24 protein-coding genes, 3 tRNA genes and 3 pseudogenes are annotated in these 22,868 nt (G+C 73.9%); 23 read left to right on the top strand and 7 right to left on the bottom strand.

Translation table 11 applies throughout. The annotated features are described in order from the left end of the window. Positions 1-5 precede the first annotated feature (5 nt). Positions 6-1,085, top strand: a complete 1,080-nt coding sequence (locus ABGA99_RS33235; protein ID WP_347581131.1) for an esterase-like activity of phytase family protein — start codon at positions 6-8, stop codon at positions 1,083-1,085. Positions 1,086-1,223: 138 nt separating this feature from the next. Here ABGA99_RS33235 and ABGA99_RS33230 read toward each other — a convergent pair whose 3' ends face one another. Continuing rightward, entirely contained in the window at positions 1,224-1,712 is a 489-nt protein-coding gene (locus tag ABGA99_RS33230; RefSeq protein WP_347581132.1) for a YajQ family cyclic di-GMP-binding protein, read from the bottom strand. Positions 1,713-1,897: 185 nt separating this feature from the next. On the opposite strand from ABGA99_RS33230, the gene ABGA99_RS33225 reads away from it, so the two are divergent. The 5 genes and pseudogenes from ABGA99_RS33225 to ABGA99_RS33205 all read left to right on the top strand — a co-directional run bounded on the left by ABGA99_RS33225 (position 1,898) and on the right by ABGA99_RS33205 (position 6,674). Further along, positions 1,898-1,979 (top strand) — tRNA-Tyr (locus ABGA99_RS33225). 320 nt (positions 1,980-2,299) lie between these two features. After that, on the top strand, positions 2,300-2,680 hold the full coding sequence (locus ABGA99_RS33220) for a DUF2255 family protein (protein ID WP_347581152.1): 381 nt from the start codon (positions 2,300-2,302) through the stop codon (positions 2,678-2,680). 31 nt (positions 2,681-2,711) lie between these two features. After that, positions 2,712-3,290: pseudogene (locus ABGA99_RS33215) on the top strand (SAM-dependent methyltransferase); the annotation flags it as partial. A gap of 37 nt (positions 3,291-3,327) precedes the next feature. Beyond that, a complete protein-coding gene (locus ABGA99_RS33210) occupies positions 3,328-3,450 on the top strand; it encodes a hypothetical protein (protein WP_347581153.1) in 123 nt (40 codons plus the stop codon). Beyond that, entirely contained in the window at positions 3,447-6,674 is a 3,228-nt protein-coding gene (locus ABGA99_RS33205; protein WP_347581154.1) for a BTAD domain-containing putative transcriptional regulator, read from the top strand. The genes ABGA99_RS33210 and ABGA99_RS33205 overlap by 4 nt, the downstream gene beginning before the upstream one ends. On the opposite strand, the gene ABGA99_RS33200 is transcribed toward ABGA99_RS33205, so the two are convergent. Beyond that, a complete protein-coding gene (locus ABGA99_RS33200; RefSeq protein WP_347581155.1) occupies positions 6,655-7,446 on the bottom strand; it encodes an ABC transporter permease in 792 nt (263 codons plus the stop codon). The genes ABGA99_RS33205 and ABGA99_RS33200 overlap by 20 nt on opposite strands. Next, complete coding sequence (locus ABGA99_RS33195) at positions 7,443-8,396, bottom strand: ATP-binding cassette domain-containing protein (protein ID WP_347581156.1); 954 nt, start codon at positions 8,394-8,396, stop codon at positions 7,443-7,445. The genes ABGA99_RS33200 and ABGA99_RS33195 overlap by 4 nt, the downstream gene beginning before the upstream one ends. Before the next feature lie 178 nt (positions 8,397-8,574). Here ABGA99_RS33195 and ABGA99_RS33190 point away from each other — a divergent pair. The 7 genes and pseudogenes from ABGA99_RS33190 to ABGA99_RS33160 form a co-directional block, all read left to right on the top strand. Further along, positions 8,575-8,754: pseudogene (locus tag ABGA99_RS33190) on the top strand (nucleoside deaminase); the annotation flags it as partial. A gap of 49 nt (positions 8,755-8,803) precedes the next feature. Beyond that, the gene (locus ABGA99_RS33185) at positions 8,804-9,283 is read left to right on the top strand and encodes an Rrf2 family transcriptional regulator (protein WP_347581157.1); all 480 of its coding nucleotides are present in this window, start codon (positions 8,804-8,806) and stop codon (positions 9,281-9,283) included. A gap of 69 nt (positions 9,284-9,352) precedes the next feature. Beyond that, a complete protein-coding gene (locus tag ABGA99_RS33180) occupies positions 9,353-10,552 on the top strand; it encodes an MFS transporter (RefSeq protein WP_347581158.1) in 1,200 nt (399 codons plus the stop codon). A gap of 175 nt (positions 10,553-10,727) precedes the next feature. Then, positions 10,728-11,225: a hypothetical protein gene (locus ABGA99_RS33175; RefSeq protein WP_347584092.1), complete on the top strand. Its 498-nt coding sequence runs from the start codon at positions 10,728-10,730 to the stop codon at positions 11,223-11,225. 33 nt (positions 11,226-11,258) lie between these two features. Continuing rightward, positions 11,259-11,621 (top strand): VOC family protein, encoded by a 363-nt coding sequence (locus ABGA99_RS33170; protein ID WP_347581160.1) that lies wholly within the window; start codon positions 11,259-11,261, stop codon positions 11,619-11,621. Between the two features lie 26 nt (positions 11,622-11,647). Continuing rightward, the gene (locus ABGA99_RS33165; RefSeq protein ID WP_347584091.1) at positions 11,648-12,064 is read left to right on the top strand and encodes a metalloregulator ArsR/SmtB family transcription factor; all 417 of its coding nucleotides are present in this window, start codon (positions 11,648-11,650) and stop codon (positions 12,062-12,064) included. Beyond that, positions 12,061-12,534 carry an SRPBCC domain-containing protein gene (locus ABGA99_RS33160; RefSeq protein ID WP_347584090.1) on the top strand — a complete coding sequence of 158 codons (474 nt, stop codon included), beginning with the start codon at positions 12,061-12,063 and terminating at the stop codon, positions 12,532-12,534. The genes ABGA99_RS33165 and ABGA99_RS33160 overlap by 4 nt, the downstream gene beginning before the upstream one ends. A gap of 39 nt (positions 12,535-12,573) precedes the next feature. Here the strand turns inward: ABGA99_RS33160 and ABGA99_RS33155 are convergent. The 4 genes and pseudogenes from ABGA99_RS33155 to ABGA99_RS33140 form a co-directional block, all read right to left on the bottom strand. After that, positions 12,574-13,071 (bottom strand): annotated as a pseudogene (locus ABGA99_RS33155) (amidase family protein); the annotation flags it as partial. Between the two features lie 69 nt (positions 13,072-13,140). Next, the gene (locus ABGA99_RS33150) at positions 13,141-13,302 is read right to left on the bottom strand and encodes a hypothetical protein (protein WP_347584089.1); all 162 of its coding nucleotides are present in this window, start codon (positions 13,300-13,302) and stop codon (positions 13,141-13,143) included. A 275-nt stretch (positions 13,303-13,577) separates the two neighbouring features. Then, positions 13,578-14,249, bottom strand: a complete 672-nt coding sequence (locus ABGA99_RS33145) for an SDR family oxidoreductase (RefSeq protein WP_347581163.1) — start codon at positions 14,247-14,249, stop codon at positions 13,578-13,580. A 276-nt stretch (positions 14,250-14,525) separates the two neighbouring features. Then, entirely contained in the window at positions 14,526-15,830 is a 1,305-nt protein-coding gene (locus tag ABGA99_RS33140) for an amidohydrolase family protein (RefSeq protein ID WP_347584088.1), read from the bottom strand. 299 nt (positions 15,831-16,129) lie between these two features. Here ABGA99_RS33140 and ABGA99_RS33135 point away from each other — a divergent pair. From ABGA99_RS33135 to ABGA99_RS33090, 10 genes are all read left to right on the top strand, one after another. Beyond that, positions 16,130-16,202: transfer RNA gene (locus ABGA99_RS33135), tRNA-Thr, on the top strand. Between the two features lie 46 nt (positions 16,203-16,248). Next, positions 16,249-16,321, top strand: a tRNA-Met gene (locus ABGA99_RS33130). 91 nt (positions 16,322-16,412) lie between these two features. Beyond that, positions 16,413-16,577, top strand: coding sequence for a 50S ribosomal protein L33 (gene rpmG, locus ABGA99_RS33125; RefSeq protein ID WP_003948671.1), 165 nt, complete (start codon positions 16,413-16,415; stop codon positions 16,575-16,577). A 139-nt stretch (positions 16,578-16,716) separates the two neighbouring features. Beyond that, complete coding sequence (locus ABGA99_RS33120; protein WP_347581165.1) at positions 16,717-17,169, top strand: MaoC family dehydratase N-terminal domain-containing protein; 453 nt, start codon at positions 16,717-16,719, stop codon at positions 17,167-17,169. A gap of 6 nt (positions 17,170-17,175) precedes the next feature. Next, positions 17,176-17,610, top strand: a complete 435-nt coding sequence (locus ABGA99_RS33115; RefSeq protein ID WP_047017514.1) for a MaoC family dehydratase — start codon at positions 17,176-17,178, stop codon at positions 17,608-17,610. A gap of 81 nt (positions 17,611-17,691) precedes the next feature. Then, positions 17,692-18,240 (top strand): helix-turn-helix domain-containing protein, encoded by a 549-nt coding sequence (locus tag ABGA99_RS33110; protein ID WP_347581175.1) that lies wholly within the window; start codon positions 17,692-17,694, stop codon positions 18,238-18,240. Between the two features lie 74 nt (positions 18,241-18,314). Continuing rightward, a complete protein-coding gene (locus tag ABGA99_RS33105; protein WP_347581167.1) occupies positions 18,315-19,772 on the top strand; it encodes a DHA2 family efflux MFS transporter permease subunit in 1,458 nt (485 codons plus the stop codon). Positions 19,773-19,931: 159 nt separating this feature from the next. Continuing rightward, positions 19,932-20,351, top strand: a complete 420-nt coding sequence (locus ABGA99_RS33100) for a YccF domain-containing protein (RefSeq protein WP_347581168.1) — start codon at positions 19,932-19,934, stop codon at positions 20,349-20,351. A gap of 89 nt (positions 20,352-20,440) precedes the next feature. Next, positions 20,441-21,580: a family 43 glycosylhydrolase gene (locus tag ABGA99_RS33095; protein ID WP_347584087.1), complete on the top strand. Its 1,140-nt coding sequence runs from the start codon at positions 20,441-20,443 to the stop codon at positions 21,578-21,580. 33 nt (positions 21,581-21,613) lie between these two features. Continuing rightward, positions 21,614-22,453 (top strand): hypothetical protein, encoded by an 840-nt coding sequence (locus tag ABGA99_RS33090; RefSeq protein ID WP_347581170.1) that lies wholly within the window; start codon positions 21,614-21,616, stop codon positions 22,451-22,453. The last annotated feature ends 415 nt before the right edge of the window (positions 22,454-22,868 follow it).

Here is a 22,868-nt window from a genome sequence, read left to right as displayed (position 1 = left end):
AACCGATGAACAGATGGTGGGGTGCCGGGCTTCCCGCGCTGCTGCTGGCGGTCTCGCCGACCGCCCCGGCGGATCCCGCCGAGCCCGCCGCGGAGCCGGCCGGCCGGCCGGTTGCCTGCTCGCCGCGCACGTCGCTGACCGGCTTCTCCGATGCCCTGGACAAGGCCACCTTCGCCGGCACCCGGGTCGCCGGTCTCTCCGCACTGAGCGCCCGGCCGCACGCGCCGGTCCTGGCGCTCGCGGACAACACCGACGACGAGGCCAGGCTCTACCGGCTGGCCGTGCGCAACGCCCCCGGGCACGTCGGGGCGGCGGTACGCGACGTCACCGTCCTGCGCCGCCCGGACGGCACTCCGTACACCGGGGCCGACTTCGACGGAGAGGGCCTGGCCACCGAACCCGCGGGCACGGTACTCGCCTCCTCGGAACGCGAGCCCTCCATCCGCCGGTTCCGCCTGTCCGACGGCAGGCAGACCGCCGAACTGCCGGTGCCCCCGCGCTTCCGGGTCGCCCCCGCCGGGCAGGCCCCGGCCAACGAGACCTTCGAGTCCCTGACCACCACGCCCGACGGCCGCACCCTCTACGCCGGCATGGAAGGCCCGCTCGATGCCGACGGCCACGACGCGGCAGACCGCGGCCTGCTGCGCATCCTGCGCTACGGCAGCACCCTGGGCGGCCCCTTCGCCCCCGACGCCCAGCACGCCTACCGGACCGACCCCGGCCTCGGCCTGGCCGAACTGGCCGCACTGGACCGTCACCACCTGCTGGCCCTGGAACGCGGCTACACGGCAGGAGTCGGCAACACCGTCCGCGTCTACCGGGTGTCGCTCCACAGGGCGCCGGACGTCACCGGCCTCCCTTCGCTCACCGAGGCCGGCACCGGTGTCTTCCTCACCAAGCGGCTCCTGGTGGACCTGGCCGGCTGCCCGCCGTCCGGTGCCACTTCACCGCAGCCGCAGCCCAACCCGCTGCTGGACAACGTGGAAGGCATGACCCTTCCCGATCCCCGCACCCTGTTGCTCGTATCGGACGACAACGCATCGGCCCGGCAGGTCACCCGCGTTTACGTCCTCCGCCTGGAGTGATCACGCCGGCCTCGACTCTCGATCGTGCCCAGCCGCAGGACATCACCCGTTCCGCGGTGGAAGCCACGCTCGCGCACGTGCCCTCAACGTGCCTTTGGCTCCACCCGAAGCAGAATCTTCACAGGTCAGCAGCCTGGCCTACCGGTAGTTGACGAACTGCACGGCGAAGTCGAGGTCCTTGCCCTTGAGGAGGGAGATGACCTCCTGCAGCGCGTCCCGGCTCTTGGAGGTCACCCGCAACTCGTCCCCCTGCACCTGCGCCTTGACCCCCTTGGGCCCCTCGTCGCGGACGATCTTCGCGAGCTTCTTCGCGTCGTCCTGGGAGATGCCCTCCTTGACGGTGGAGTACAGCTTGTACTCCTTCCCGGACGCCTGCGGCTCCCCCGACTCCAGAGCCTTCAGCGAGATCCCCCGCTTGACCAGCTTGGACTGGAAGATGTCCAGCACGGCCTTGGCCCGCTCCTCGGCATTGGCCCGGATCTCGATCCGCTCCCCGGACCAGGCGATGGCGGCGCCGACGCCCTTGAAGTCGTAGCGCTGCGAGATCTCCTTGGCCGCCTGGTTGAGAGCGTTGTCGACCTCCTGCCGATCGACCTTCGAGACGATGTCGAAACTGGAGTCGGCCATCTTCGGTGCGCTCCTCGTGCACTGGTTCCCTGATACCGCACCCCGGTCCCCGGGGCCGTAACCCAGCCTAGCCACCCCACCCGACCCACGAGCCCCACAACCGAGTGGCGAACCACCCCCGGCCATCGGGTATGGTTGGCGACGTTGCCAGGCAGCCCCAGCGGCCGGACCAGGCGACATCCCCAGGCGGTGTGCCCGAGTGGCCAAAGGGAGCAGACTGTAAATCTGCCGGCTCAGCCTTCCCAGGTTCGAATCCTGGCGCCGCCACACATGGAAAAGGGCCCGTGACCAGCATGCGTGCTGACCGGGCCCTTTCGCATGCCGGTCTCCGGTGATGCGGTGTATCGCGCTAAGTGCCGTGCCCTGACCAGCCGTTGCGGCGAGGGCCGGTCGGCGAGCAGTGGCTCGGCCGTGGACAGATCCGTGGCGAGATCCTGGCGTGCTTTCCGCCCGTGTCCGGCGTCCGGGTGGGCTGGGCCCTCCGCTGCCGGGACCCGATTGGACTGGCGGGAGTGCGGGGAATGTCTGGTTCGTTTAGATTCACGCTGTATGGGCTTTGCTCGGGTGACGGAGTGGAGGCGCGGATTATGGCGGCTTGGACCGATGACGAGCTGGAGCGGATCGAGACCGCGGAGGAGTTGAATCTGCAGTCCCTGCGGGGCGACGGCAGTCTGCGGGACCCCGTGACCATGTGGGTCGTACGGGACGGGGACGACGTCTACGTCCGGTCCGTGAAGGGCTCGCAGGGGCCGTGGTTCCGGGGGACTCAGTCGCGGCATGAGGGGCGGATCCGGGCCGGGGGTGTCGACAAGGAGGTCGCCTTCGTCGACGTGGGGGACGGGGGCGAGACCACGCCGCGGTTGGACGCCGCGTACCGGGCGAAGTACGGGCGCTACCCCGCCGACATCTTCGGCGGCGTCGTGACGCCGCAGGCGCAGGCCGCCACGATCCGGCTCGTGCCGCGCTGACCGGGGGCTCCGGCACCCGGCCCCCGCCCCCGACATCGGCACCGGGCTGCCCACCGCCGACAACACCCACGAGGTCGCCCAGCGCGTCGCCCCCGGGTCGCGGATCGTCTACGTCGACCACGATCCCCTCGTCCTCGCCCACACCCGCGCGCTGCTCGCCTCCGCGACCCAGGGCGCCACCGACTACATCGACGCCGACCTGCACGACCCCGACGCCGTCCTGGCCCAGGCCGGCAACACGCTGGACCTCAGCCGGCCCGTCGCCCTCGTGCTGCTGGGGATCACCGCGCACGTCACCGACGCCACCGCGTACGACATCGTCGGGCGGCTGATGGCCGCCTTGCCGTCCGGCAGTTTTCTCGTGCTGTGCGACGACACCGAGGTCCTCCGGCCCGCCGAGATGCGGGAGAAGATCCGGCAGTGGAACGAGGCCGGGGAGAATCCCCGGATCAACCGCAGTCCCGCCGAGCTCGTCCGCTTCTTCGACGGGCTGGAGATGCTGGAGCCGGGGCTGGTGTCCGTGTCGCTGTGGCGTCCCGACGCCGCCGATGTGGGCGCCCCCGCCGCCGTCGACGATTTCGGCGCGGTGGCCCGTAAGCCCTCGCTATAGGCTGCCCGCACACCCGTTCCTCCTGGAGGGAGCCGCCGTGATCGACACCACCGTTCCGCACCTCGCGCCGGTGTCCGTGTCGCCGCGGCGCCCCGGGACCACGCCGTTCGGCGCGCCGCCGCCCCGCTTCGGGGACGGCGGATCCGGTCGCAAGCCGTGACCGCCCGCGTCGAGCTGACCTTCCTGTCGCGCGTCGCCTTCCGCGGGCGGGAGATCACCGCGCCTCGCGTACGCGCCCTGCTCGCCCTGCTCGCCGGGGAGCTGCGGGGCGGGTGCAGCGTGGGGCGGCTGGTGGACGGGCTGTGGGGCGAGGAGCTGCCGGCGGATCCGGCGAACGCGCTGCGGATCCTGGTGTCCCGGGCGCGGGCCCAGGTCGGGGCGGACGTCGTCGCCAGTACGCCGACCGGGTACCGGCTGGCGCTGGCGGCGGAGCAGGTCGACACCGCGGCCGTCGAGCGGTGTGCCGAGGACGCGGCGCGGGCCCTACGGGCCGGGGATCACGCCGCGGCGCTGGCCGCCGCCGAGGAAGGGCTCGGGTGCTGGGACGCGGCGCCGGAGACGGAGGCCGTGCCGGGGGATCCGGTGGCGGAGTTGCGGGCGGCGCGGGCGCCGGTGTACGGCGATCTCGTACGGGTCCGGGCCCTCGCGCTCGCGCGGGTCGGCCGGCGCGCGGAGGCCGCCGCGCCGCTGGCCCGGGTCCACGCCGGCGCGCCCCGCGACGAGGAGGTGCTCGCCGAACTGCTCCGCGCCGAGGCGGCGTCGGCCGGGCCCGCGGCGGCGCTCGCCCGCTACGACGCGTACCGGCGGGGGCTCCGCGACGACCTCGGCACCGACCCGGGCGCCGCGCTGAAGGCCGTCCACCAGGAGTTGCTACGGGCCGAGGCCCCCGCCGTCCGGCACGGCGTGCCGCACGACCCGAACCCGCTGCTCGGCCGCGACGGCGACCTCGCCGCGGTCGACGCCCTGCTGCACTCCTCGCGGCTCACCTCGATCGTCGGACCCGGCGGCCTCGGCAAGACGCGGCTCGCGTACACCGTGAGCCGGCGCGCGGAGCAGCAGCTCGTGCACTTCGTCTCGCTGGCCGGCGTCCGCGCCGACGAGGACGTGGCCGGCGAGGTGGCCTCGGCGGTGGGCGGCGGCAGCGGCACCCCCGGCGGGGAGGTCCACGCCACCCTCGTCGCCGCCCTCGGCCGACAGCCCGCGCTGCTGGTCCTCGACAACTGCGAGCAGGTCGTGCGCGGCGCCGCCGCTCTCGTACGGGACCTGCTGACCAGCGCCGCGGACCTCCGCGTGCTCGTCACCAGCCGCGCGCCCCTCGGGCTCAGCTCCGAGGCCGTCTACCACCTCCCCCAGCTCACCCCCGCGACCTCCGCCGAGCTCTTCGCCCAGCGCGCCCGCGCCGCCCGCCCCGACGCCGAACTCCCGCCCGCCGCCGTGGCGGAGCTGTGCCGGCACCTCGACGGGCTGCCGCTGGCCGTGGAGCTGGCGGCGGCGCGGGTGCGGGTGCTGTCCGTGGCGGAGATCGCGCGGCGGCTCGGCGACCGGTTCGCGCTGCTGCGCGGCGGGGCACGGGACGCGCCGGAGCGGCACCGTACGCTGCACGCGGTCGTCGACTGGAGCTGGAACCTGCTGGAGGAGGACGCCAGGGCCGCGCTGCGGGCGCTGTCGGTCTTCCCCGACGGCTTCACCGCGGAAGCGGCGCATCAGTTGCTGGACGACGGCGACGCGCTGGAGCTGCTGGAGCAGTTGGTCGACCAGTCGTTGCTGAAGGCCACCGACACCGCCGCCGGGATCCGCTTCCACATGCTGGAGACGGTGCGGGAGTTCAGCGCCGCCCGGCGCGCGGCGGCCGGCGAGGAGGAGGCGGTCACCGCCCGCTTCCTGGGGTGGGCGCGGGACTTCGGAGTCGCCCACCACGACGCGCTGTTCGGCCGCGAGCCCCTCCGGCACTGGCCCCGCCTGCGCGCGGAGCAGGACAACCTCGTCCTCGCCCTGCGCTACGCCCTCGCCCGCGGAGACCACGACACCACCGCCGCCGCCGGCGCCGTCCTCGCCGGCGTCTGGACCACCGACTCGGCGAGCTTCCACCGCACCTTCAGCCTGGCCGCCGACACCGCCCGCCCGCTGTCGCACTACCGCCCCGACCCCCGCCACACCGAGGTCACCCGCACCCTGTGCGCCCTGGCCACGGCCGCCCCGTTCATGGGCTACGGCCCGCTCCACCCGCGCCACCTCGCCACCCTGCGCCGTCTGCCCCCCGCCGAGCCGGACACCCTCCTGCGGGCGCTCGCCGTCGTGCTGTGCGCCGTACCCGGCATGCGCGCCCCCGGCTTCGGCGCCCTCGACGAACTCCGCGCGAGCGACGCCCCGTTGCTCGCCGGCATCGCCGATTGCGTCGCCAGCTACCTGCTGGAGCACGCGCACGAGCCGGAGCGCGCGCTGGCCGCCGCCCGCCGGGTGCTCGCCGCGGTCGACGCCGTACCCAATCCGTCCCTCAGCCTCCTCGGCCACTCCAGGTGCAGCGAGCTGTGCATGGAGGCCGGGCTGGGCAAGGAGGCGTACGGGCATCTGCTGGCGGCGCTGGAAGCGCTGGCGCACCTGGGCGACCAGTCGCCGACGACAGGACTGCGGCGCGGGCTGGTGCTGGCGTGCCTGCAGCGCGGGGAGCCGGACGAGGCGGAGATGTGGCTGCGGCGGGTGGAGGCGGAGCGGTCCGCGGCGGAGCAGCCGCAGTTGCTGGCGGGGTACGAGGCGGCGTGGGGCGAGATCGCGCTGTCGCGCGGGCTGACGGAGCTGGGGCTGAAGCACTGGCGTACGGCGGTGGACAAGCTCCGCCCCGGAGGACCGCAGGGCACGACGTACCCGCCGGTCGCGGCGCCGGTGGCGCTGTCCACGCCACCGGACGAGGGCCCGCCCGGCGCCCGGCCCGACGCGCCGCCCGCCGACCCACTCGACGACTCCTGGGGCCTGCACGTCGCAGCCGCCGCCGTCGCCGCCCACGCCTACGCGGGCCGCCTGGAGCCCGTCGCCGATCTGGTGGCCCTGCTGGAGAGCCGGATACGCGCGCTGCTCCTCACCGGACCTCTCCCCGCGACGGAGGTCCCCGCGGAGGTCGGAGTCGACGGCACCGTCGTGCTCTGCCTCGGCCTCGTCCGCCTCGCCAGGGGCGACACCTCCGCCGTACGGCTCCTGGCGCTCGCCGAGCGGCTGTACGTCCCGCAGGCCTTCCACCCCACGCTCTCCGTCGACCGCGCCCGCCGTGCCGCGCAGGACGCCGACGGGGCGGCGTACGCCGACGCGGTGTCGGAGTACGCCGCCCTGGGGCGGGGGGAGCTGCGCGAGGTGGCCCGCGGGCTCATCCCGGTTACTTCGCGTCGCGGTTGAACGACGCCTTGGACCACAGGTAGCCGAGGACGATCAGACCCAGGCACCAGGCGACGGCCAGCCAGCCGTCGTGCCCGATCTCCGTGCCGAGCAGCAGCCCCCGCAGGGTCTCGATGGCCGGGGTGAAGGGCTGGTACTCGGCGATCGGCCGGAACCACCCCGGCATCGCGTCGAGCGGCACGAACGCGCTGGACAGCAGCGGCAGCAGGATCAGCGGCGTGGCGTTGTTGCTGGCGCCCTCCGCGTTCGGGCTGACGAGCCCCATGCCGACGGCGATCCAGGTCAGCGCCATCGCGAAGAGCATCAGCAGCCCGAAGGCGGCGAGCCACTCCAGCACGGTCGCGTCGGTGGAGCGGAAGCCTATGGCCACGGCGACGGCGCCGACGAAGACGACGCTGGCCAGGCACTGCAGGACGCTGCCGAGGACGTGCCCGATGAGCACGGAGCCGCGGTGGATCGCCATCGTCCGGAAGCGGGCGACGATGCCCTCGGTCATGTCGGTGGCGACGGAGACGGCGGTGCCGATCGTGGTGCTGCCGATGGTCATGAGCAGCAGTCCCGGCACCACGTAGGCGATGTAGACGTCGCGGTCGGGGGCGCCGCCGGAGAGGCCCGCGCTCATGGTGTCGCCGAAGACGTAGACGAAGAGCAGGAGCAGCATGACCGGGGTGAGCAGCAGGTTGAGGGTCAAGGAGGGGTAGCGCCGGGCGTGCAGCAGGTTGCGGCGCAGCATGGTGGAGGAGTCGCGTACGGCCAGGGCGAGGGTGCTCATCGGGCGGCTTCCTTCTCGGGCGTGGCGGTCAGGGCGAAGAAGACGTCGTCCAGGTCGGGGGTGTGGACGGTGAGGGTGTCGGCGTGCACGTCGGCGGCCTCCAGCCAGTCGAGGATCGCGCGCAGCTCCCGCTGCGTGCCGTCGCTGGGTATCTGCAGCGTCAGCGCCTGGTCGTCGCGTACGGTCTCGCGCAGCGCGCCGGCGGCCCGCTCGTACGCCCCGGGGTCCTCGAAGCGCAGCCGCACGTGGCCGCCGGGGACGAGCCGCTTCAGCTCGGCGGCGGTGCCCTGCGCGACGATCCTGCCGCCGTGCAGCACGGCGATGCGGTCGGCGAGTTCGTCGGCCTCTTCGAGGTACTGGGTGGTGAGGAAGACGGTGACGCCGTCGGTCAGCAGTTCGCGGATGATCTGCCACATGTTGTGGCGGGAGCGCGGGTCGAGGCCGGTGGTCGGTTCGTCGAGGAAGATGATCCGCGGGCTGCCGACGAGGGTCATGGCGATGTCGAGGCGGCGGCGCATGCCGCCGGAGTAGGTGGCGGCGGGCCGGGTGGCGGCGTCGGTGAGGTCGAAGCGCTCCAGCAGTTCGGCGGTGACCCGGCGGCCCTCGGCGCGCGGCAGGTGGTGCAGGTCCGCCATGAGGCGCATGTTCTCCTCGCCGGTGATGAGGTTGTCCACGGCGGAGAACTGGCCGGTGACCCCGATGGCGGCGCGTACGGCGTCGGCGTGGGCGGCCGGGTCGTGGCCGGCGACGCGGATGGCGCCGGCGTCGGCGGTGATGAGGGTGGAGAGGATCTTCACGGCGGTGGTCTTGCCGGCGCCGTTCGGGCCGAGGAGGGCGAAGACGGTGCCCTCCGGCACGTGCAGGTCGATGCCGTCGAGGACGGTCTTGTCGCCGTACGACTTGCGCAGCCCGGTGGCGGCGATGGCGGGTGTGTCGGTGGTCGTCGTCATGCCCCGAAGCTTGCGGGGCACGGCGCTCAACGGCCTTTCAGCGCCGTTTCCACATCCGGCGGGGGCCTGAAAGCCGATGAAATCCGCAGGTCACGGCGGGCGCGGCGGGTGTCGCGGAGCGGCGGCTTCGGGTTGAATCCCCTGGGTCGGCGCGGGCGGACGCGAAGGAGCGGTGACGGTGGAGCGGGGTGAGGAGCGGTTTTTGCGGCGGGCGTTCGAGCTGGCCGTGGAGGCGCGGGGCGCAGGGAACGGGCCGTTCGGCTCGCTGCTGGTGGGGCCCGGCGGGGAGGTGCCGGCGGAGGACCGGAACACCGCCGTCACGGACGACGACATCACCGCGCACCCCGAGCTGAAGCTCGTAGGCGGTGGCCGCACCTGCAGATAATCGGGATGTGTAGCATCCCTTTATGAACATGGGCGAAGGCGTCGAGTGGGGGCTGCACAGTTGTCTGACCCTGGCCTGGCTGCGGGACGCGGGGCCGGTGCCCGTCCGCAAGCTGGCCGTCTGGTTCGACCTGCCGCAGGAGTATCTGAAGAAGCGCCTCCAGGCCCTCGCCCGCGCCGGGATCCTCGACTCCACGCCCGGCGCGCGCGGCGGGTTCTCGCTCGCGCGGGCGCCCGAGCGGATCACGCTCATGGACGTCGTGACCGCCCTGGAGGGCCCGCTCGAACCGTTCGTCTGCACCGAGATCCGGCAGCAGGGGCACGGAGGGCAGGGCGCGGGGCGGGAGTTCGCCAGGCCGTGCGGGGTGGCCACCGCGATGCGCCGCGCGGAGCTGGCCTGGCGGCGTGAGCTGGCGGGGCAGACGGTCGCGGATCTGATGGCCGCCGCGCCGAAGGCGAGCGCGGAGCGCACGCGGCGGCAGTACGCCCGGCTGGCGGGCTGAGCGGGCCGCACCCCGCGACGCCGCCTCCCTTACGCCGTATCCCGTACGCGACGCACGAGAGGAATGGGGATGCCAGATATCCCGGTCAAGCTATCCGCGGGACCGGCCGGAGCCGCCCCGGCGCGCGGGCTCTTTGCCACCCCCGTCCTCGCCCTCGGCACCTTCGCCGTCGGCACCGACGCCTTCGTCGTCGCCGGCTTCCTCCCCGCCATGGCCGGTTCACTCGACGTCTCCGAGTCCGCCGCCGGGCAGTCCGTCACCGTCTTCGCCGCCGCGTACGCCGTCCTCTCCCCCGTACTCGCCACCGTCTGCGCCCGCGTCCCGCGGCGGACGCTGCTCGTCGGCGCCCTGCTCGTGCTCGCCGCCGCCAACCTCGGCTCCGCGCTCGCCCCGAACTTCCCCGCGCTGCTGGCCAGTCGCGTCCTCGCCGCCGCCGGGGCGGCGGCGTTCACGCCCGGCGCCGGTGCCGTCGCCGCCGCGCTCGCGCCGCCCGAGCGGCGGGCGCGGGCGCTGGCGGTCGTCATCGGCGGGCTGACCATGGCCACCGCGCTGGGCGTGCCGCTGGGCACGCTCGCCGAGCGGGCGGTGGACTGGCGTACGGCCCTCGGGCTCGTCGCCGCGCTCTGCGCGGTGTGCGCGCTCGGGGTCTACGCCGTCATGCCCCCGCTGCCCGGCGGACCGCCGGTGCCGCTGCGGGCGCGGCTGCGCGCGCTGCGCAGGCCCGGGGTGCTCGCCGTGCTGCCGCTCACCGCGCTCGGCATGGGCGCGGGGTACACCGTCTACGCGTACACCGTGCCCGTCCTGGCGGACGTCGGCATCGGCGGCTCGGGCGCGGTGTGGATGCTGTGCCTGTACGGAGTCGGGGCGATCGGCGGCAACTTCGCCGCCGGCCTGGCCACCGACCGCTGGGGGGCGGTGCGGGTGCTGGCCGCCGGCTACGCGCTGATGGCGGCGGGACTCGGCGTGATCGCGCTGTCCGCCGCGGCGGGGCTGCGCTTCCTGCCGCTGACGGCGGCGGCGATGGTGGCGTGGGGCGCGAGCAGTTGGTGCCAAACCCCGCCGCAGCAGCACCGGCTCATCTCCGCCGCACCGCAGGAGACGGCGCTCGTGGTCGGGCTCAACGCCTCGGCGATCTACACCGGCATCGGCCTCGGCACCCTGCTCGGCGGGGTACTGCTGCCGCTCGGCACGGCGGAGGCCGCGACGGCGGGGGCGACGCTCGCGGTGGCGGCGGGGGCGTGGCTGGCGGGCACGCGCCGGTACCGGTGAGCGAGGGCCCGGCGGGAGGCCCGGACGCCGCGCCCGCCGGGCAAGGGCCTCCGCACCCTGCGGGGCCCGACTCCCCCGCGCGCGGGCGCCGTTGGCGGAAGCCGACGACCGGACGCGCCGAGGACTGTCACCCCGGCGCACCGCCGCGGCGGCGCCTCTCGTGCTGCAATCGACTATGGCCACGACCACCGGCGGCACCCCACCGGCCACCCCGGACGAGCCCGCGCACCGGCTGCGTACCGAAGTGGAGCGGTTACGCGAGGACGCGACACGGCAGCGGAAACTCGCCCACCGCAGGGCCGAGTTCTGGGCCAGGACCGACATCGCCCTCGGCTTCCCCGCCGCCCTCCTCGCCGCCGTCTCCGGCGCCGCCGCGCTGGCGTCCGCGGATGCGCGGGTGCCGGCGGCGCTGGGCACGCTGGTCTCGGCGGGGTTCGCGGCGGGGGCGGCGTTCCTGCGGAGCGAGCGGCGGCGGCTGGCGAACAAGTGCTCGCGGCAGGCGTGGGGCGCGGTGGAGGCGCGGGCGGCCGTGCTGCTGGCGCGGGAGCGGATCGGCGCGGCGGATCTGGCCGGGCTGTTCGAGCTGCGGCAGACGGCGCTCGCGGCGTACGACGGCGACGAGAACCCCCGGCCGCCGGGCCCGCCGCCGCCCGCCGTACCCGGCCCGGCTTGATACGTAGGAAATTTCCTACGTATCATCTGCCGCATGAACATCACCCATGCGCAGTTCGTGACCCTGCCCGTCGCCGACCAGGACCGGGCCAAGACCTTCTACACCGACGCCCTCGGCTTCGACGTCGTCGCCGACCGGCAGACGGGCCCCGTCCGCTGGCTCGCCGTCGCGCCCAAGGGCGCGCAGACCCACTTCGTGCTCGCCGCCGCGGAACAGGGCTTCACCCCCGGCAGCGGCCACGGCACGGCGCTCGTCAGCGCCGACCTCGACGGCGATTGCGCTGCTCTGCGCGCCGCGGGCGCTAAGGTCGAGGGCCCGGACGACCAGCCGTGGGGCCGTCAGGCGACCCTGGAGGACCCCGACGGCAACCGGTTCCTGCTCTCCGCGGAGGGCTGACGCCCGGGAGAGAGGAGACGGCGGACGTGCCTGCGACACAGGAGACCCGCGGCGAGGACCGCGTCTTCGGCGCGCTGTCCAGTCCCGTCCGGCGCGAGGTGCTGCGGCTGCTGCGCGACGAGGGCCCCCAGCCCGTACAGCAGTTGGCGGCGCACTTCGACATGCGGCGGCCCAGCCTCTCGGAGCATCTGAAGGTGCTGCGGGAGGCCGGGCTCGTCAGCGAGGAGCGGGCGGGGCGGCAGCGGATCTACCGGCTGGAGGCGGAGCCGCTGACGGAGGTGCGGGACTGGCTGGGACCGTACGAGCGGTTCTGGCGGACGAAGCTGGCGGGCCTGGCGGAGCTGCTGGACGACCTGCCGGAGACGGACGGCACGGACCGTACGGACGGCACGGACCGTACGGACGGCACGGACCGTACGGACGGCTCCGGGGCCGGGACATGAGCGTCCCCGCCTTCCCCGGGCCCCAGGACCCCACCGAGATCCGGCTCGACGCCTTCCTCCCCCACCCGCCCCGCAAGGTGTGGCGGGCCCTCACCGAGCCCGGGCTCCGCGCCCGCTGGCTCATGCCCGGCGACTTCCGCCTCGAAGTCGGCCACCGCACCACGATGCGGGCACTCCCCCGCCCCGGCACCGGCTTCTCGGGCACGGTGGCGGAGGAGGTCCTCGCGTACGAACCGGAGCGGATGCTCCGCGTCCGCTGGACCGACGCGGAGCCCGGCGCCGAGGGCGGGACGGCCGACTGGACGATCACCTGGACCCTCGCCCCCGAGGGCCGCGGCACCCGCCTCTTCCTCGTCCACGCCGGCTTCGACCCCGACGACCCGCTCCAGCGCCGGGCCCACCGGATCATGGGCGGCGGCTGGTCCTCTCAGGTGCTCCCGGCACTCGCGGAGGTGCTGGGCGAGGGATGACCCGGGGCCCGGAGCCGCGGCCCGGCCCCGGGCCCGTACTCACTCCCCCGCGCCCACCGACGGCAGATACCGCGGCGCCCGCCACGCGTCCAACCGCCCCTCCACCGCCGCCCCCAGCGTCAGCAGCGCGCCGTCCTGGCGGTCGCCGGCCATCAGCAGCAGCCCGACCGGCAGTTCGCCCACGAACCCGGCAGGCACCGACAGCGACGGATACCCCGACACCGCGGCGGGCGTGGACGACGGGATCACGTCGTTGTCACCGCGCGCGCAGTCCGTGGTCCAGGCGGGCGGGTTGGTGGGCGCGGCGACGGCGTCGAGGCGGTGGGCGGCCATCGTCTCGTCGAGGGAGCGCCTCGACAGGTCGTTCAGTTCGGCGCGCATCGCCCGGTACGCCGGGTCGGTGGGCGGCGGCGCGGCGAGCGCCTCCTCGAACAGCTCCTGGCCGGCGAAGCAGCTCTGTTCCTCGGGATGCGTACGGGTGAACTCGATCAGCTCGGCGAGGTCCGCCGGACCCTCGCGGGTGGCGAGGTAGGCGTCGCCGCTCGGCGAGGTCCGCCGGACCCTCGCGGGTGGCGAGGTAGGCGTCGATGTCCCGGTGGAACTCGGTCAGCGGAGGGCGGTGGGGTCGGTGCGGAGGACGGAGTCGAGCCGGGGGTCGACGGCGGGGGCCGCCTGGGCGGCGGACGGGCCGGGCAGGCCGCCGGGCCCGGCGAGGAGGGTCCCGGCGGCGAGGACGGCGACGAGTGTGGCGGTGCTCCTGTTCCCCATGGGCCACAGCGCACTACAGCCCCGGGGGGAGCACAAGGGCGCACGGCGGTATGGGCGGAGGGTGAGGGGGGTGCCCCGGGGCCGGTGCCGCGAGGGCCGGGCCGAGGGGGGCGCGTACGGCGGGGCGGCGCTCCCGTACGCGGCGCAGGCCGCGCGAGGGCCTTCCCGTGGGACCGGTCTGCTTGTGTACGCCGCGGGACGCCGGCGGCACGGGCACGACGCGCGGTGCGTCCCACGCGTACCGGCGCCTGTATGTGGACCCGCCGGCCCCCCGGCTACCCCTGCGCCTTGCCCGCCACGGCCGCGACCGCGTCCAGCACCGGGGTGTCGCCCTCGACCAGTTCCAGCGTCAGGCCCACCGTCCCGGGCTCGTCCAGCAGTGCGACCAGCACCGCTGCCACGTCGTCGCGTGGAACCGCCGAACGGCCCGTCTTCGCGGCGAGGTTGACCAGGCCGGTGCCGGCGTCGTTGCGCAGCATGCCGGGGCGCAGGATCGTCCAGTCCAGGCCGTCCCGGGCCTGCACGTACGCGTCCGCGGCGGTCTTCGCCCGCAGGTACGCGGCGAACACCTCGTCCCGGCCGGCCGGCGGCTCGCTGCCGGCGCCCATGGACGAGACGACGACGAAGCGCCGCACACCGGCGGCCACCGCGGCGTCGGCGAAGAGCACGGCGGCACCGCGGTCGACGGTGTCCTTGCGCGCCTCACCGCTGCCGGGTCCGGCGCCGGCGGCGAACACCGCGGCGTCGGCGCCTTGGAGATGCCGGGCGACCTCGTCGACACCCGCGGACTCCAGGTCGCAGACGACGGGTTCGGCACCGGCGGCCCGCAGGTCGTCGGCTTGCTCCGGGCGGCGGATGATTCCGGCGACTTCGTCGCCCCGGGCGGCGAGCAACCGCTCCAGCCGCAGGGCGATCTGACCGTGTCCTCCAGCGATGACGATGCGCATGGCTCCGACGGTAACGCCTGACCGCCCGCAACGCGCGGCGCGTAGCACCCCGGCAGACCGGGGACAACCTCACATCCCCCGCGCGCCCTCACACCGTGGCGCGCGCCCTCACACCGTGGCCGCGCCCTCATGCCCTGGCCCGCGCGCCCTCATCAGCGCGCACGCACCCGCACGCCTTCTCCCTCACGCCCGCCCAAGGGTATGCGGCTCCTCTGACAACGCCGGTGCAGGCGAGCCCGGGGCCGCCCCCGTCCATGTCGCGCGAAGGCGGGCCCCTCAGCCCGCCGTGGGCCGCAGGCCCTGGCGGGGCAGGTCCAGGTCCGCGGCGCCCGAGTCGCAGTACTCCCGTACGGCGCTCGTACGGGCCACCACCCGGCCGCGGTGGATCACGATCCGGCTGTACCCCAGGGACAGCGCACCCGCGACGGAGTCGCCCCGTACCGCCAGCAGCTCCGCCGGAAAGCCCGCCTCCACCCGCACCTCCGGCAGGCCGAGCACCGCGCGCGCCTGCCCGGCCACCGCCGCGTACGCCGCCGCCGGGTCGGCCTCGCCCGCCGAGGCGAGGAGGTACGCGGACAGCAGCGGATCGCCGCGCCCCACGGGGTTCGCGGTGTCGCGTACGGATCCGGTCCCCGCCGCGACGCGCACGCCGGCGGCGCGCAGCAACCGCACGGGGGCGTACGCAAACGGCCGCGCGCCGCGAGGCGACCCGCTCCCCACCCCCCTCACCGCACCGCAGTCCCCCTGCGGCAGACACACCACCGCCACCCCCGCGCCCGCCAGCCGCTCCGCCACCCCCGCCGCCGTCTCGTACGGCACCCGCGCCAGCCCGCCGCACGGCCCGACGGCCACCCCGCAGCGCAGCTCCCCCGCCACCGCCGCCACCCGGTCGAGCCGTGCGGGGTCCGTACCGTCGCAGTGCAGATCGACCGCACATCCGTACTCCGCCGCCACCCGCAGCACCGCCTCCGCATACCCCGCCGGGTCCGGGTCCAGGTCCGGGCAACCGCCGAGCGCCGTCGCGCCCATCGCGACGGCGTCGTGGAGCAGCGCCCGCCCCCCGGCCCCCGCGACGCCGGTCAGCACCGGGGCCGCGGCCACCACCGCGACGTCGGCGAGCCCCCGCAGCGAGGCCCGGGCGGCGAGCACGGCGCGGAGGTCGTCGAGCCCGGCGCCGCCGCCGACCCGTACGTGCGTGCGCAAGGCGGTGGCGCCGTGCCCGAGTTGGAGGAGTACCGCCTCGACGGCCCGCCGCTGCACTCCGGCAGCGACACCCTCCGCGCCCCGGAAACCCCCCGCAGGTCCCGCACCCCCCACCCCCGTCAGCGCCGTGTCCAGGTGCGTATGCGCCTCCACCGGCGCCGGCAGCAGCACATACCCCCCGAGATCCACCCGCGCCCCGCACCCGCCCGCCTGCCCCGCCAGGCTGCCCGCCGTCCCCACCGCCAGGATCCGGCCGCCCCCGAGGCGTACGTCCACCGTCCTGCCGTCCGCGAGCCGCGCGTCGCACAGCACAGGTGTTCCGTCACCCCCCGGGGCGGATCCGTGCCGAGGCTGCTGCGGAGGGCTGCTGGCGGGCATGTGACTCCTGCGTGCAGGTCAGGGTAAACATCGCCGATGTGAGCAAACTCGCACAGACATGATCAGAAAGCATCAGACTGCACCAGACGGCGCGAACGAGCCTAGGTGGGGCGGACGCGCCCGCCGTGGAGGAGGGACAAGAGGAGCGATAAGTCGTACCGGCGTGGCAACCGGCAGGCCCACCCGGCGGCGGCGCAGGTCCGCCCACCGGCGGTGATCGTCGCGTACGAGCGGGCGCGATCAAGGGCGGGTTACTGATTTCACCTTCGGCCGCTCAGCGTGTAGTGTCTTCATCGCTCGCCCCAATAGCTCAGTCGGCAGAGCGTCTCCATGGTAAGGAGAAGGTCAACGGTTCGATTCCGTTTTGGGGCTCTGATGTGGTTTGCACCTCGCTATCCTGGGAGGAGCAGAGCATCGCAGCGGTGTAGCTCAGTCGGTAGAGCAAGCGGCTCATAATCGCTGTGTCACCGGTTCAAGTCCGGTCACCGCTACTCACCTCAAGTAGCCGATTGCAGGCTCGGACCTTCGATCGGCTACTCTTTCTGCGTTGAAGAAGTTGTCCGTTCGTCAAGGAGCACTCACGTGGCTGCCACAGACGTCCGCCCGAAGATCACGCTGGCCTGCGTGGAGTGCAAGGAGCGGAACTACATCACCAAGAAGAACCGGCGCAACAACCCGGACCGTCTTGAGATGAAGAAGCACTGTCCTCGCTGCAACGCCCACACGGCGCACCGCGAGACTCGCTGAACGCAGGCCATCGAACCCCTCGTCCCCTCCGGGGCGAGGGGTTCGCCGCGCTTCACTCCGCACCCGGCGCCGCCTCCCCGGCCGTGCCCACCCCTTCGCCACGCCCCACCCCGCCCCCGCCCGCGCGACAGGAGGGTTCATGCCGCTCGATCAGTCCTTCGTGGGCCGGAGCTATCCGCCCACCGCCCCCTACGAGGTGGGCCGGGAGAAGATCCGCGAGTTCGCGGAGGCGGTCGGCGACGCGAACCCCGTGTACACCGACCCGGACGCCGCGAAGGCCCTGGGCCACCCCGATGTGATCGCGCCGCCGACGTTCGTGTTCGCGATCGCGTTCCGGGCTGCGGGACAGGTGATCGAGGACCCGCAGTTGGGGCTGGACTACAGCCGCGTGGTGCACGGGGACCAGAAGTTCGCGTACAGCCGTCCGGTACGGGCCGGGGACCGGCTCTCGGTGACGTCGACGATCGAGTCGATCAGGTCGATGGCCGGGAACGACATCATGGACGTGCGCGGCGAGATCCGTGACGAGGCGGGCGAGCACGTGGTGACGACGATCATCAAGCTGGTGGCCCGCGCCGCCGGGGAGGGCTGAGGGCCGATGGTGGCGAAGGTGGCGTACGACGCCGTCGAGGCCGGTACGGAGCTGCCGGCGCAGTCGTTCCCGGTGACCCGCGAGACGCTGGTGCGCTACGCGGGCGCGTCCGGGGACTTCAACCCGATCCACTGGAACGAGCGGTTCGCCAAGGAGGTCGGGCTGCCGGACGTGATCGCGCACGGCATGTTCACCATGGCCGAGGCGATCCGGGTGGTCACGGACTGGGTCGGCGACCCGGGCGCGGTGGTGGACTACGGGGTGCGGTTCACCAAGCCGGTGGTCGTGCCGGACGACGGCGTGGGCGCGGTGATCGAGGTCTCGGGCAAGGTCGCGCAGAAGCTGGACGACGAGGCGCGGACGGTCCGGGTGGATCTGACGGCGACGAGCGCCGGGCAGAAGGTGCTGGGGATGTCGCGGGCCGTGGTCCGGCTGGCGTAGCGGAACCGGGGCCGGATCCGTGCGTGGGCTCCCGGCTTGACAGGTTAGTGAGTAGCCAATAACTTACCCGTCATGGCAAGGATGAGCGCAGAAGAGCGACGCGAGAGCGTCATCCGCGCGGCGATCACGGAGTTCGGCCGGGGTGGCTACCACGGCACGTCCACCGAGTCGATCGCCAAGCGGGTCGGCGTCTCGCAGCCGTACCTCTTCCGGCTCTTCCCCAACAAGCGCGCCATCTTCCTCGCCGCCTCCCTGCGCTGCATCGAGGAGACCGCGGCCGTGCTCCGCGCCGCCGCCGAGGAGGCGCCCGCGGGCGAGGAGGAGAAGGCGATGGCCGTGGCGTACCAGCGGCTGATCGAGGACCGCGACCGGCTGATGATGCAGATGCAGATGTACGTCGCGGTGGCCACGGCCGAGTCGTCCGGCGACCACGAGTTCGGCAAGCCGATCCGGGCCGCCTGGTCCGACCAGCTCTACGACTTCACGCTGCTGACGTTCGACGGGGACGCCGACACGGCGGCCCGATTCCTCGCGTACGGGATGCTGATCAACACCTTCGTCGCCCTCGGCTACGCGCCGCGGGAGCGGGTGTGGGACGGCTTCTGGCCCGAGACCCTGCCCCGCACCTAGCCCCGCACCCGGCCCTCACCCGGCCCACGCATGCCCGCGAAAGTTATTGACTGATAACTAATCCGGAGGGAACCATGTCCGCCCCAGCCCACACCGGCGACCGCCGCCGCCTCGGCCCCACTTTCTGGGCCCTGCTTCTCACCAGCCTCGCCAGCTTCATGGGCGCGCTCGACAATCTCGTCGTCACCACCGCCCTCCCCGCCATCCGCGACGACCTCGGCGGCGGCATGGAGGACCTGGAGTGGACGGTCAGCGCGTACACGCTCACCTTCGCCGTCCTGCTGATGCTCGGCGCCTCGCTCGGCGACCGCTTCGGCCGCCGCCGGATGTTCGCCGTCGGCATCGGCATCTTCACCGCCTCCTCCGCCGCCGCCGCGCTCTCCACCGGCATCGACGGCCTCGTCGCCGCCCGCGCCGTCCAGGGCGTCGGCGCCGCGCTGCTGATGCCGCTGTCGCTGACCCTGCTCTCCGCCGCCGTACCCGCCGCCCGCCGCGGGATGGCACTCGGCGTGTGGGGCGCGGTGCAGGGGCTGGCCGTCGCGTCCGGGCCGCTGGTCGGCGGGGCGCTGACCGAGCACATCTCGTGGCACTGGATCTTCTGGCTGAACGTGCCCGTCGGCATCGCCCTCATCCCGCTGGTCCGGCTGAAGCTGGCCGAGAGCCACGGCCCCAACGACCGCCTCGACATCCCCGGCACCGTGCTCGCCAGCACCGCCCTCTTCGGGCTCATCTACGCCCTGGTCCGCGGCAACGCCGACGGCTGGACCGCCGCCCCCGTCCTCGCCGGGCTGATCGCGGCGCCGGTGCTGCTGGCCGCCTTCGTCGCGTACGAGCTGCGCGCCGCGAACCCCATGCTGCCCATGCGCCTCTTCCGCAACCGCAGCTTCAGCGCCGTCAACGCGGCGAGCGTGCTGATGTTCGTCGGAATGTTCGGCTCGATCTTCCTGCTCAGCCAGTTCCTCCAGGGCGTCGGCGGCTACTCGCCGCTGGAGGCCGGACTGCGCATGCTGCCGTGGACCGCGATGCCGCTGATCGTCACCCCGATCGCCGGCGCGCTCTCCGACCGCATCGGCGGCCGGCCGATCATCGCCGCCGGGCTCGCGCTGCAGGCGCTGGGGCTGGTGCTCTGGGCGGTGGCGGTCGAGGTGGGCTTCTCCTACGGGGCGATCCTGCCGGCCCTGACGGTGAGCGGCGTGGGCATGGCGATGTACTTCGCGCCCTCCGCGAACGTCGTCCTGTCCAGCGTCGCCCCGGAGGAGCAGGGCATCGCCTCGGGCGCGAACAACGCGCTGCGCGAGCTGGGCGGCGCGCTGGGCATCGCCCTGCTGGCGGCGGTCTTCTCCGCCCAGGGCGGCTACGAGACGGGGCAGAGCTTCGTCGACGGCCTGACGCCGGCGCTGTGGGTCGGCGCGGCGGGAGTGGCGCTGGGCGCGGTGCTGGCCCTGCTGATCCACAAGCACCGGGGGCCGGAGACGCGGGTCGCGTCGTCCGGACCGGAGAAGGACCGGGACGCCACCCCGGTGGGGGTCTGACCCGGCTCCCGGCCCCCGGCTCCCGCCCCACGGGACCGCCCCGCGTCACAGGGCGCGGGGTGGTCCCGTACGCGCTGCGTTTCCGTCCGGGCGGCCGGCGTGCCGATAATTGAGGGGGACGGACCAGGTCCATACGAGTGTGCAGGAGAGGTGCCGATCATGAAGCCCTTGAACCTCCTCTTGAACGTCCTGTGGCTGATCTTCTGCGGAATCTGGATGGCGATCGCCTACACGGTCGCCGCGCTGGTGTGCTTCATCCTGATCATCACGATCCCGTTCGGCATCGCCTCCCTGCGCATCGCCGGCTACGTCCTGTGGCCATTCGGCCGCACGGCGGTGGAACGGCCGGACGCGGGCACGCCCTCGGTCGTCGGCAACGTGATCTGGGTGATCTTCGCCGGCTGGTGGCTGGCCCTCGGCCACCTGCTCACGAGCATCCCGCTCTTCCTGTCGATCATCGGCATCCCCTTCGGCTGGGCGAACCTCAAGCTCATCCCGATCTCCCTGATGCCCCTGGGCCGCGAGATCGTCTCCACGGACGAACGCTTCGGCTACGCCCGGCCGCCCGCCCCGCGGTGACAGCGGGCTCCCGGCGCCCCGGCGGCGTGTATCTGCTTTGTATGCGCACCCCCTTGAATCGGCGGTGACACCGACGACAGGGGGGAATCGTGCGCACCCGTATCCGCCGACTGCTCGCCGTGACGGGCACGGCCACAGCCCTGGCCGTCGCGGCGCCGATCGCCGACGCGGCCCCGCCGGCCCCGTCGGCTCCGCAGGCACCGCCGGCTCCGCAGGCACCGCCGGCTCCTGCCGCCGACGGGGCGTTCTCCCCCGCGGCGAACCCGTCGTCCTTCCCACTTGCCGATCCGGACACCGTGCGGGCGAAGGACGGCCGGTACGTCACCTACGGCACCACGGTGCCCGCCGGCCGCGGAACGCGCTGCGATGGCGCCACCGGGCGGCTCTCCGTCCCGGTACTCGTCCACGGCTCCGGTAACACGGTCGGCATGACCGACTGCGCCTCGGGCGACGCACTGCCCGGCGGACCGGGCGCCTGGGCCGAGCCGGGCGGCGCCATCTGGGCCCCCGGGGTGGCCCGTTACGGCGACCGCTACTTCATGTACTACACCGCCTCACGCAAGGGCTCCGGGCAGAAGTGCATCGGCCGGGCCGTCGCGACGTCCGCCCGCGGCCCGTTCCGTAGCGCGGGCGAGTGGGCCTGCCCGCCGGGCGGGCGGTGGGCGATCGACGCGAACCCCTTCGTCAGCGGCGGCACCATGTACGTCACCTACCGGGACGACGCGATCGCGGCCGGCGCCGAGACCGGCATCTCGACCGTACGCACCGACGGCGAGGGCCGGGCCGTCTGGAGCACCCGCCGGGACGTGCTCAAGAGCACCGACATCACCTGGGACACCCGCGGGACCAGCGGCGGCACCCACGTCGTCGAGAACCCGGCCATGTGGCGGCGGGCCGACGGCACCTGGTACCTGATGTACTCCGGCAACAACTGGGACAGCGCCCGCTACGCCACGGGCATCGCCGAGTGCGGCACCACGCCGCTCCCCTCGTCCCGCTGCAAACCCCTCCGCCGCGGCGCGGAACGCCCGTACTTCGGCTACACCGGCTCCGGCGGCCTCGGCCCGTACCGCGGCCTGCCGGGCAACCACCGGGGGCCGGGCGGCATGGACGTCTTCGCCGTGCCCGACGGCAGCCTCCGGGTGGTGTGGCACTGGTGGGACGGCGGCCCCCGCTACCCGATGAACGGCGCGCTGCGCCTGAACGCGGACGGCTACTACGTCCAGTAGGGACAGCGCTCGAAGCTCGCGGAGGGAGAAGTCGTGGAAGGGATCACCAGGAGGCGCGCTCTCGGGCTCGGCGGCGCGGCCGTCGTCGGCACCGCCGGTGCACTGGCCGCGGCCGACAGCGCCGACGCGGCCGACGGCTGGCAGCGGCTCGTCGTCGTCACCGCCAACATCGGGCGCACGAACATGGGACAGCGGGAACGCGCCATCCGGGACGTCCGGCACGCGGTGACGATCGACGGACAACTGGCCAGACCGCTGGTGGGCTGGCAGGAGATCGGCGAGGGGGACGGGAGCGACAACCAGGAACCCCGGTGGATCAACCAGTACTTCGGCACCGCCTACCGGAACGTCTTCGAGTACGACAGCAGCGCCCACCGGGTGCCGATGTCCATCCCCAAGGCGTACGACATCGTCGACCGCAGGGTCACCTTCGTCCACGGCGGCAAGGCGGGCGTCTCACCGCACCGGGTGATCACCGAGGCCGTGCTGGCGCGGGCGGACGATCCCCGGTCGAGGTTCGTCTTCGCCAACACCCACTATGTGGCGGGTGCATTCAACGGCACGCAGGACCCGCACGAGGCATGGCGGGACGACATGTGGAGGCGGCACTTCCGCAAGCACCGCGACGAGGTGCTGGGGCACTGGCGCGCCCGCAGCTTCCCGGTGATCTGGACCGGCGACGTGAACCGCAGCCCGATGCCGCTGCTCCTGCCCGCCCACGAGAAGCGCGCCTTCGGCCGCGGGATCGACCAGATCGGGTGGGCCCCGGGCACGAACGGCACCCAACTGCGGCTGCGCTGGACGAAGGTGGTGCCCATGCACGTGGACGGGCATGACGCCAGGGTGGCGGTCATGCAGATACGCCGAGTCTGAGACCTCGGGCCAAGAGCACCCCCGAAGCCTCCCCGATCCTGACCCCGCCGTTCTCATCCTTGCGGTCGCCCTCGACAGGCGCCGCATTACCTGCGCGTCACGAGTCCGACTCCGTGCAGGGCGAGGTGATGGTGTGGCAGTGGAGGCGGCATCGGAGGTGTGGGGCAGGCTCGGGGCAGGTGCGGAAGGCGTTGGCTGCTTGGGGCGCGTGTGGGTCCTCCCTGGCGGACTCCTGGGCGCCGCGACGGCGACCCGCCGCGCCTCGGGAGCGCCGCTGCCGCCGGCGGAACGGGGGGACGTGAACAGGGCGCACGGGCGGATCCGGGAGGGCCTGGGAGCGGAGGCGGAGGCGCTGCGGCGGGGGAGGCGGTGGCGGGGGGACGGGCCGGGGGGCACGAGTAGCGGGGGTGGGGGC

Origin of the sequence: Streptomyces sp. B5E4, assembly GCF_039871555.1 — a bacterium.
Lineage (GTDB): Bacteria > Actinomycetota > Actinomycetes > Streptomycetales > Streptomycetaceae > Streptomyces.
Note: the sequence above shows the minus strand (reverse complement) of the source record. Positions and strands in the feature narration are given on the sequence as shown.

Excerpts from the sequence above, each read along its gene's own strand:
- ABGA99_RS33140 (WP_347584088.1), bottom strand. The coding sequence starts at position 15,830 with ATGCCCGCCAGCAGCCCTCCGCAGCAGCCTCGGCACGGATCCGCCCCG.
- ABGA99_RS33170 (WP_347581160.1), top strand. The coding sequence starts at position 11,259 with ATGAACATCACCCATGCGCAGTTCGTGACCCTGCCCGTCGCCGACCAG.
- ABGA99_RS33195 (WP_347581156.1), bottom strand. The coding sequence starts at position 8,396 with ATGACGACGACCACCGACACACCCGCCATCGCCGCCACCGGGCTGCGC.
- ABGA99_RS33115 (WP_047017514.1), top strand. The coding sequence starts at position 17,176 with ATGGTGGCGAAGGTGGCGTACGACGCCGTCGAGGCCGGTACGGAGCTG.
- ABGA99_RS33160 (WP_347584090.1), top strand. The coding sequence starts at position 12,061 with ATGAGCGTCCCCGCCTTCCCCGGGCCCCAGGACCCCACCGAGATCCGG.
- ABGA99_RS33230 (WP_347581132.1), bottom strand. The coding sequence starts at position 1,712 with ATGGCCGACTCCAGTTTCGACATCGTCTCGAAGGTCGATCGGCAGGAG.
- ABGA99_RS33105 (WP_347581167.1), top strand. The coding sequence starts at position 18,315 with ATGTCCGCCCCAGCCCACACCGGCGACCGCCGCCGCCTCGGCCCCACT.
- ABGA99_RS33150 (WP_347584089.1), bottom strand. The coding sequence starts at position 13,302 with ATGGGGAACAGGAGCACCGCCACACTCGTCGCCGTCCTCGCCGCCGGG.
- ABGA99_RS33110 (WP_347581175.1), top strand. The coding sequence starts at position 17,692 with ATGAGCGCAGAAGAGCGACGCGAGAGCGTCATCCGCGCGGCGATCACG.
- ABGA99_RS33200 (WP_347581155.1), bottom strand. The coding sequence starts at position 7,446 with ATGAGCACCCTCGCCCTGGCCGTACGCGACTCCTCCACCATGCTGCGC.
- ABGA99_RS33145 (WP_347581163.1), bottom strand. The coding sequence starts at position 14,249 with ATGCGCATCGTCATCGCTGGAGGACACGGTCAGATCGCCCTGCGGCTG.
- ABGA99_RS33120 (WP_347581165.1), top strand. The coding sequence starts at position 16,717 with ATGCCGCTCGATCAGTCCTTCGTGGGCCGGAGCTATCCGCCCACCGCC.
- ABGA99_RS33185 (WP_347581157.1), top strand. The coding sequence starts at position 8,804 with ATGAACATGGGCGAAGGCGTCGAGTGGGGGCTGCACAGTTGTCTGACC.
- ABGA99_RS33220 (WP_347581152.1), top strand. The coding sequence starts at position 2,300 with ATGGCGGCTTGGACCGATGACGAGCTGGAGCGGATCGAGACCGCGGAG.
- ABGA99_RS33100 (WP_347581168.1), top strand. The coding sequence starts at position 19,932 with ATGAAGCCCTTGAACCTCCTCTTGAACGTCCTGTGGCTGATCTTCTGC.
- ABGA99_RS33235 (WP_347581131.1), top strand. The coding sequence starts at position 6 with ATGAACAGATGGTGGGGTGCCGGGCTTCCCGCGCTGCTGCTGGCGGTC.
- ABGA99_RS33180 (WP_347581158.1), top strand. The coding sequence starts at position 9,353 with ATGCCAGATATCCCGGTCAAGCTATCCGCGGGACCGGCCGGAGCCGCC.
- ABGA99_RS33175 (WP_347584092.1), top strand. The coding sequence starts at position 10,728 with ATGGCCACGACCACCGGCGGCACCCCACCGGCCACCCCGGACGAGCCC.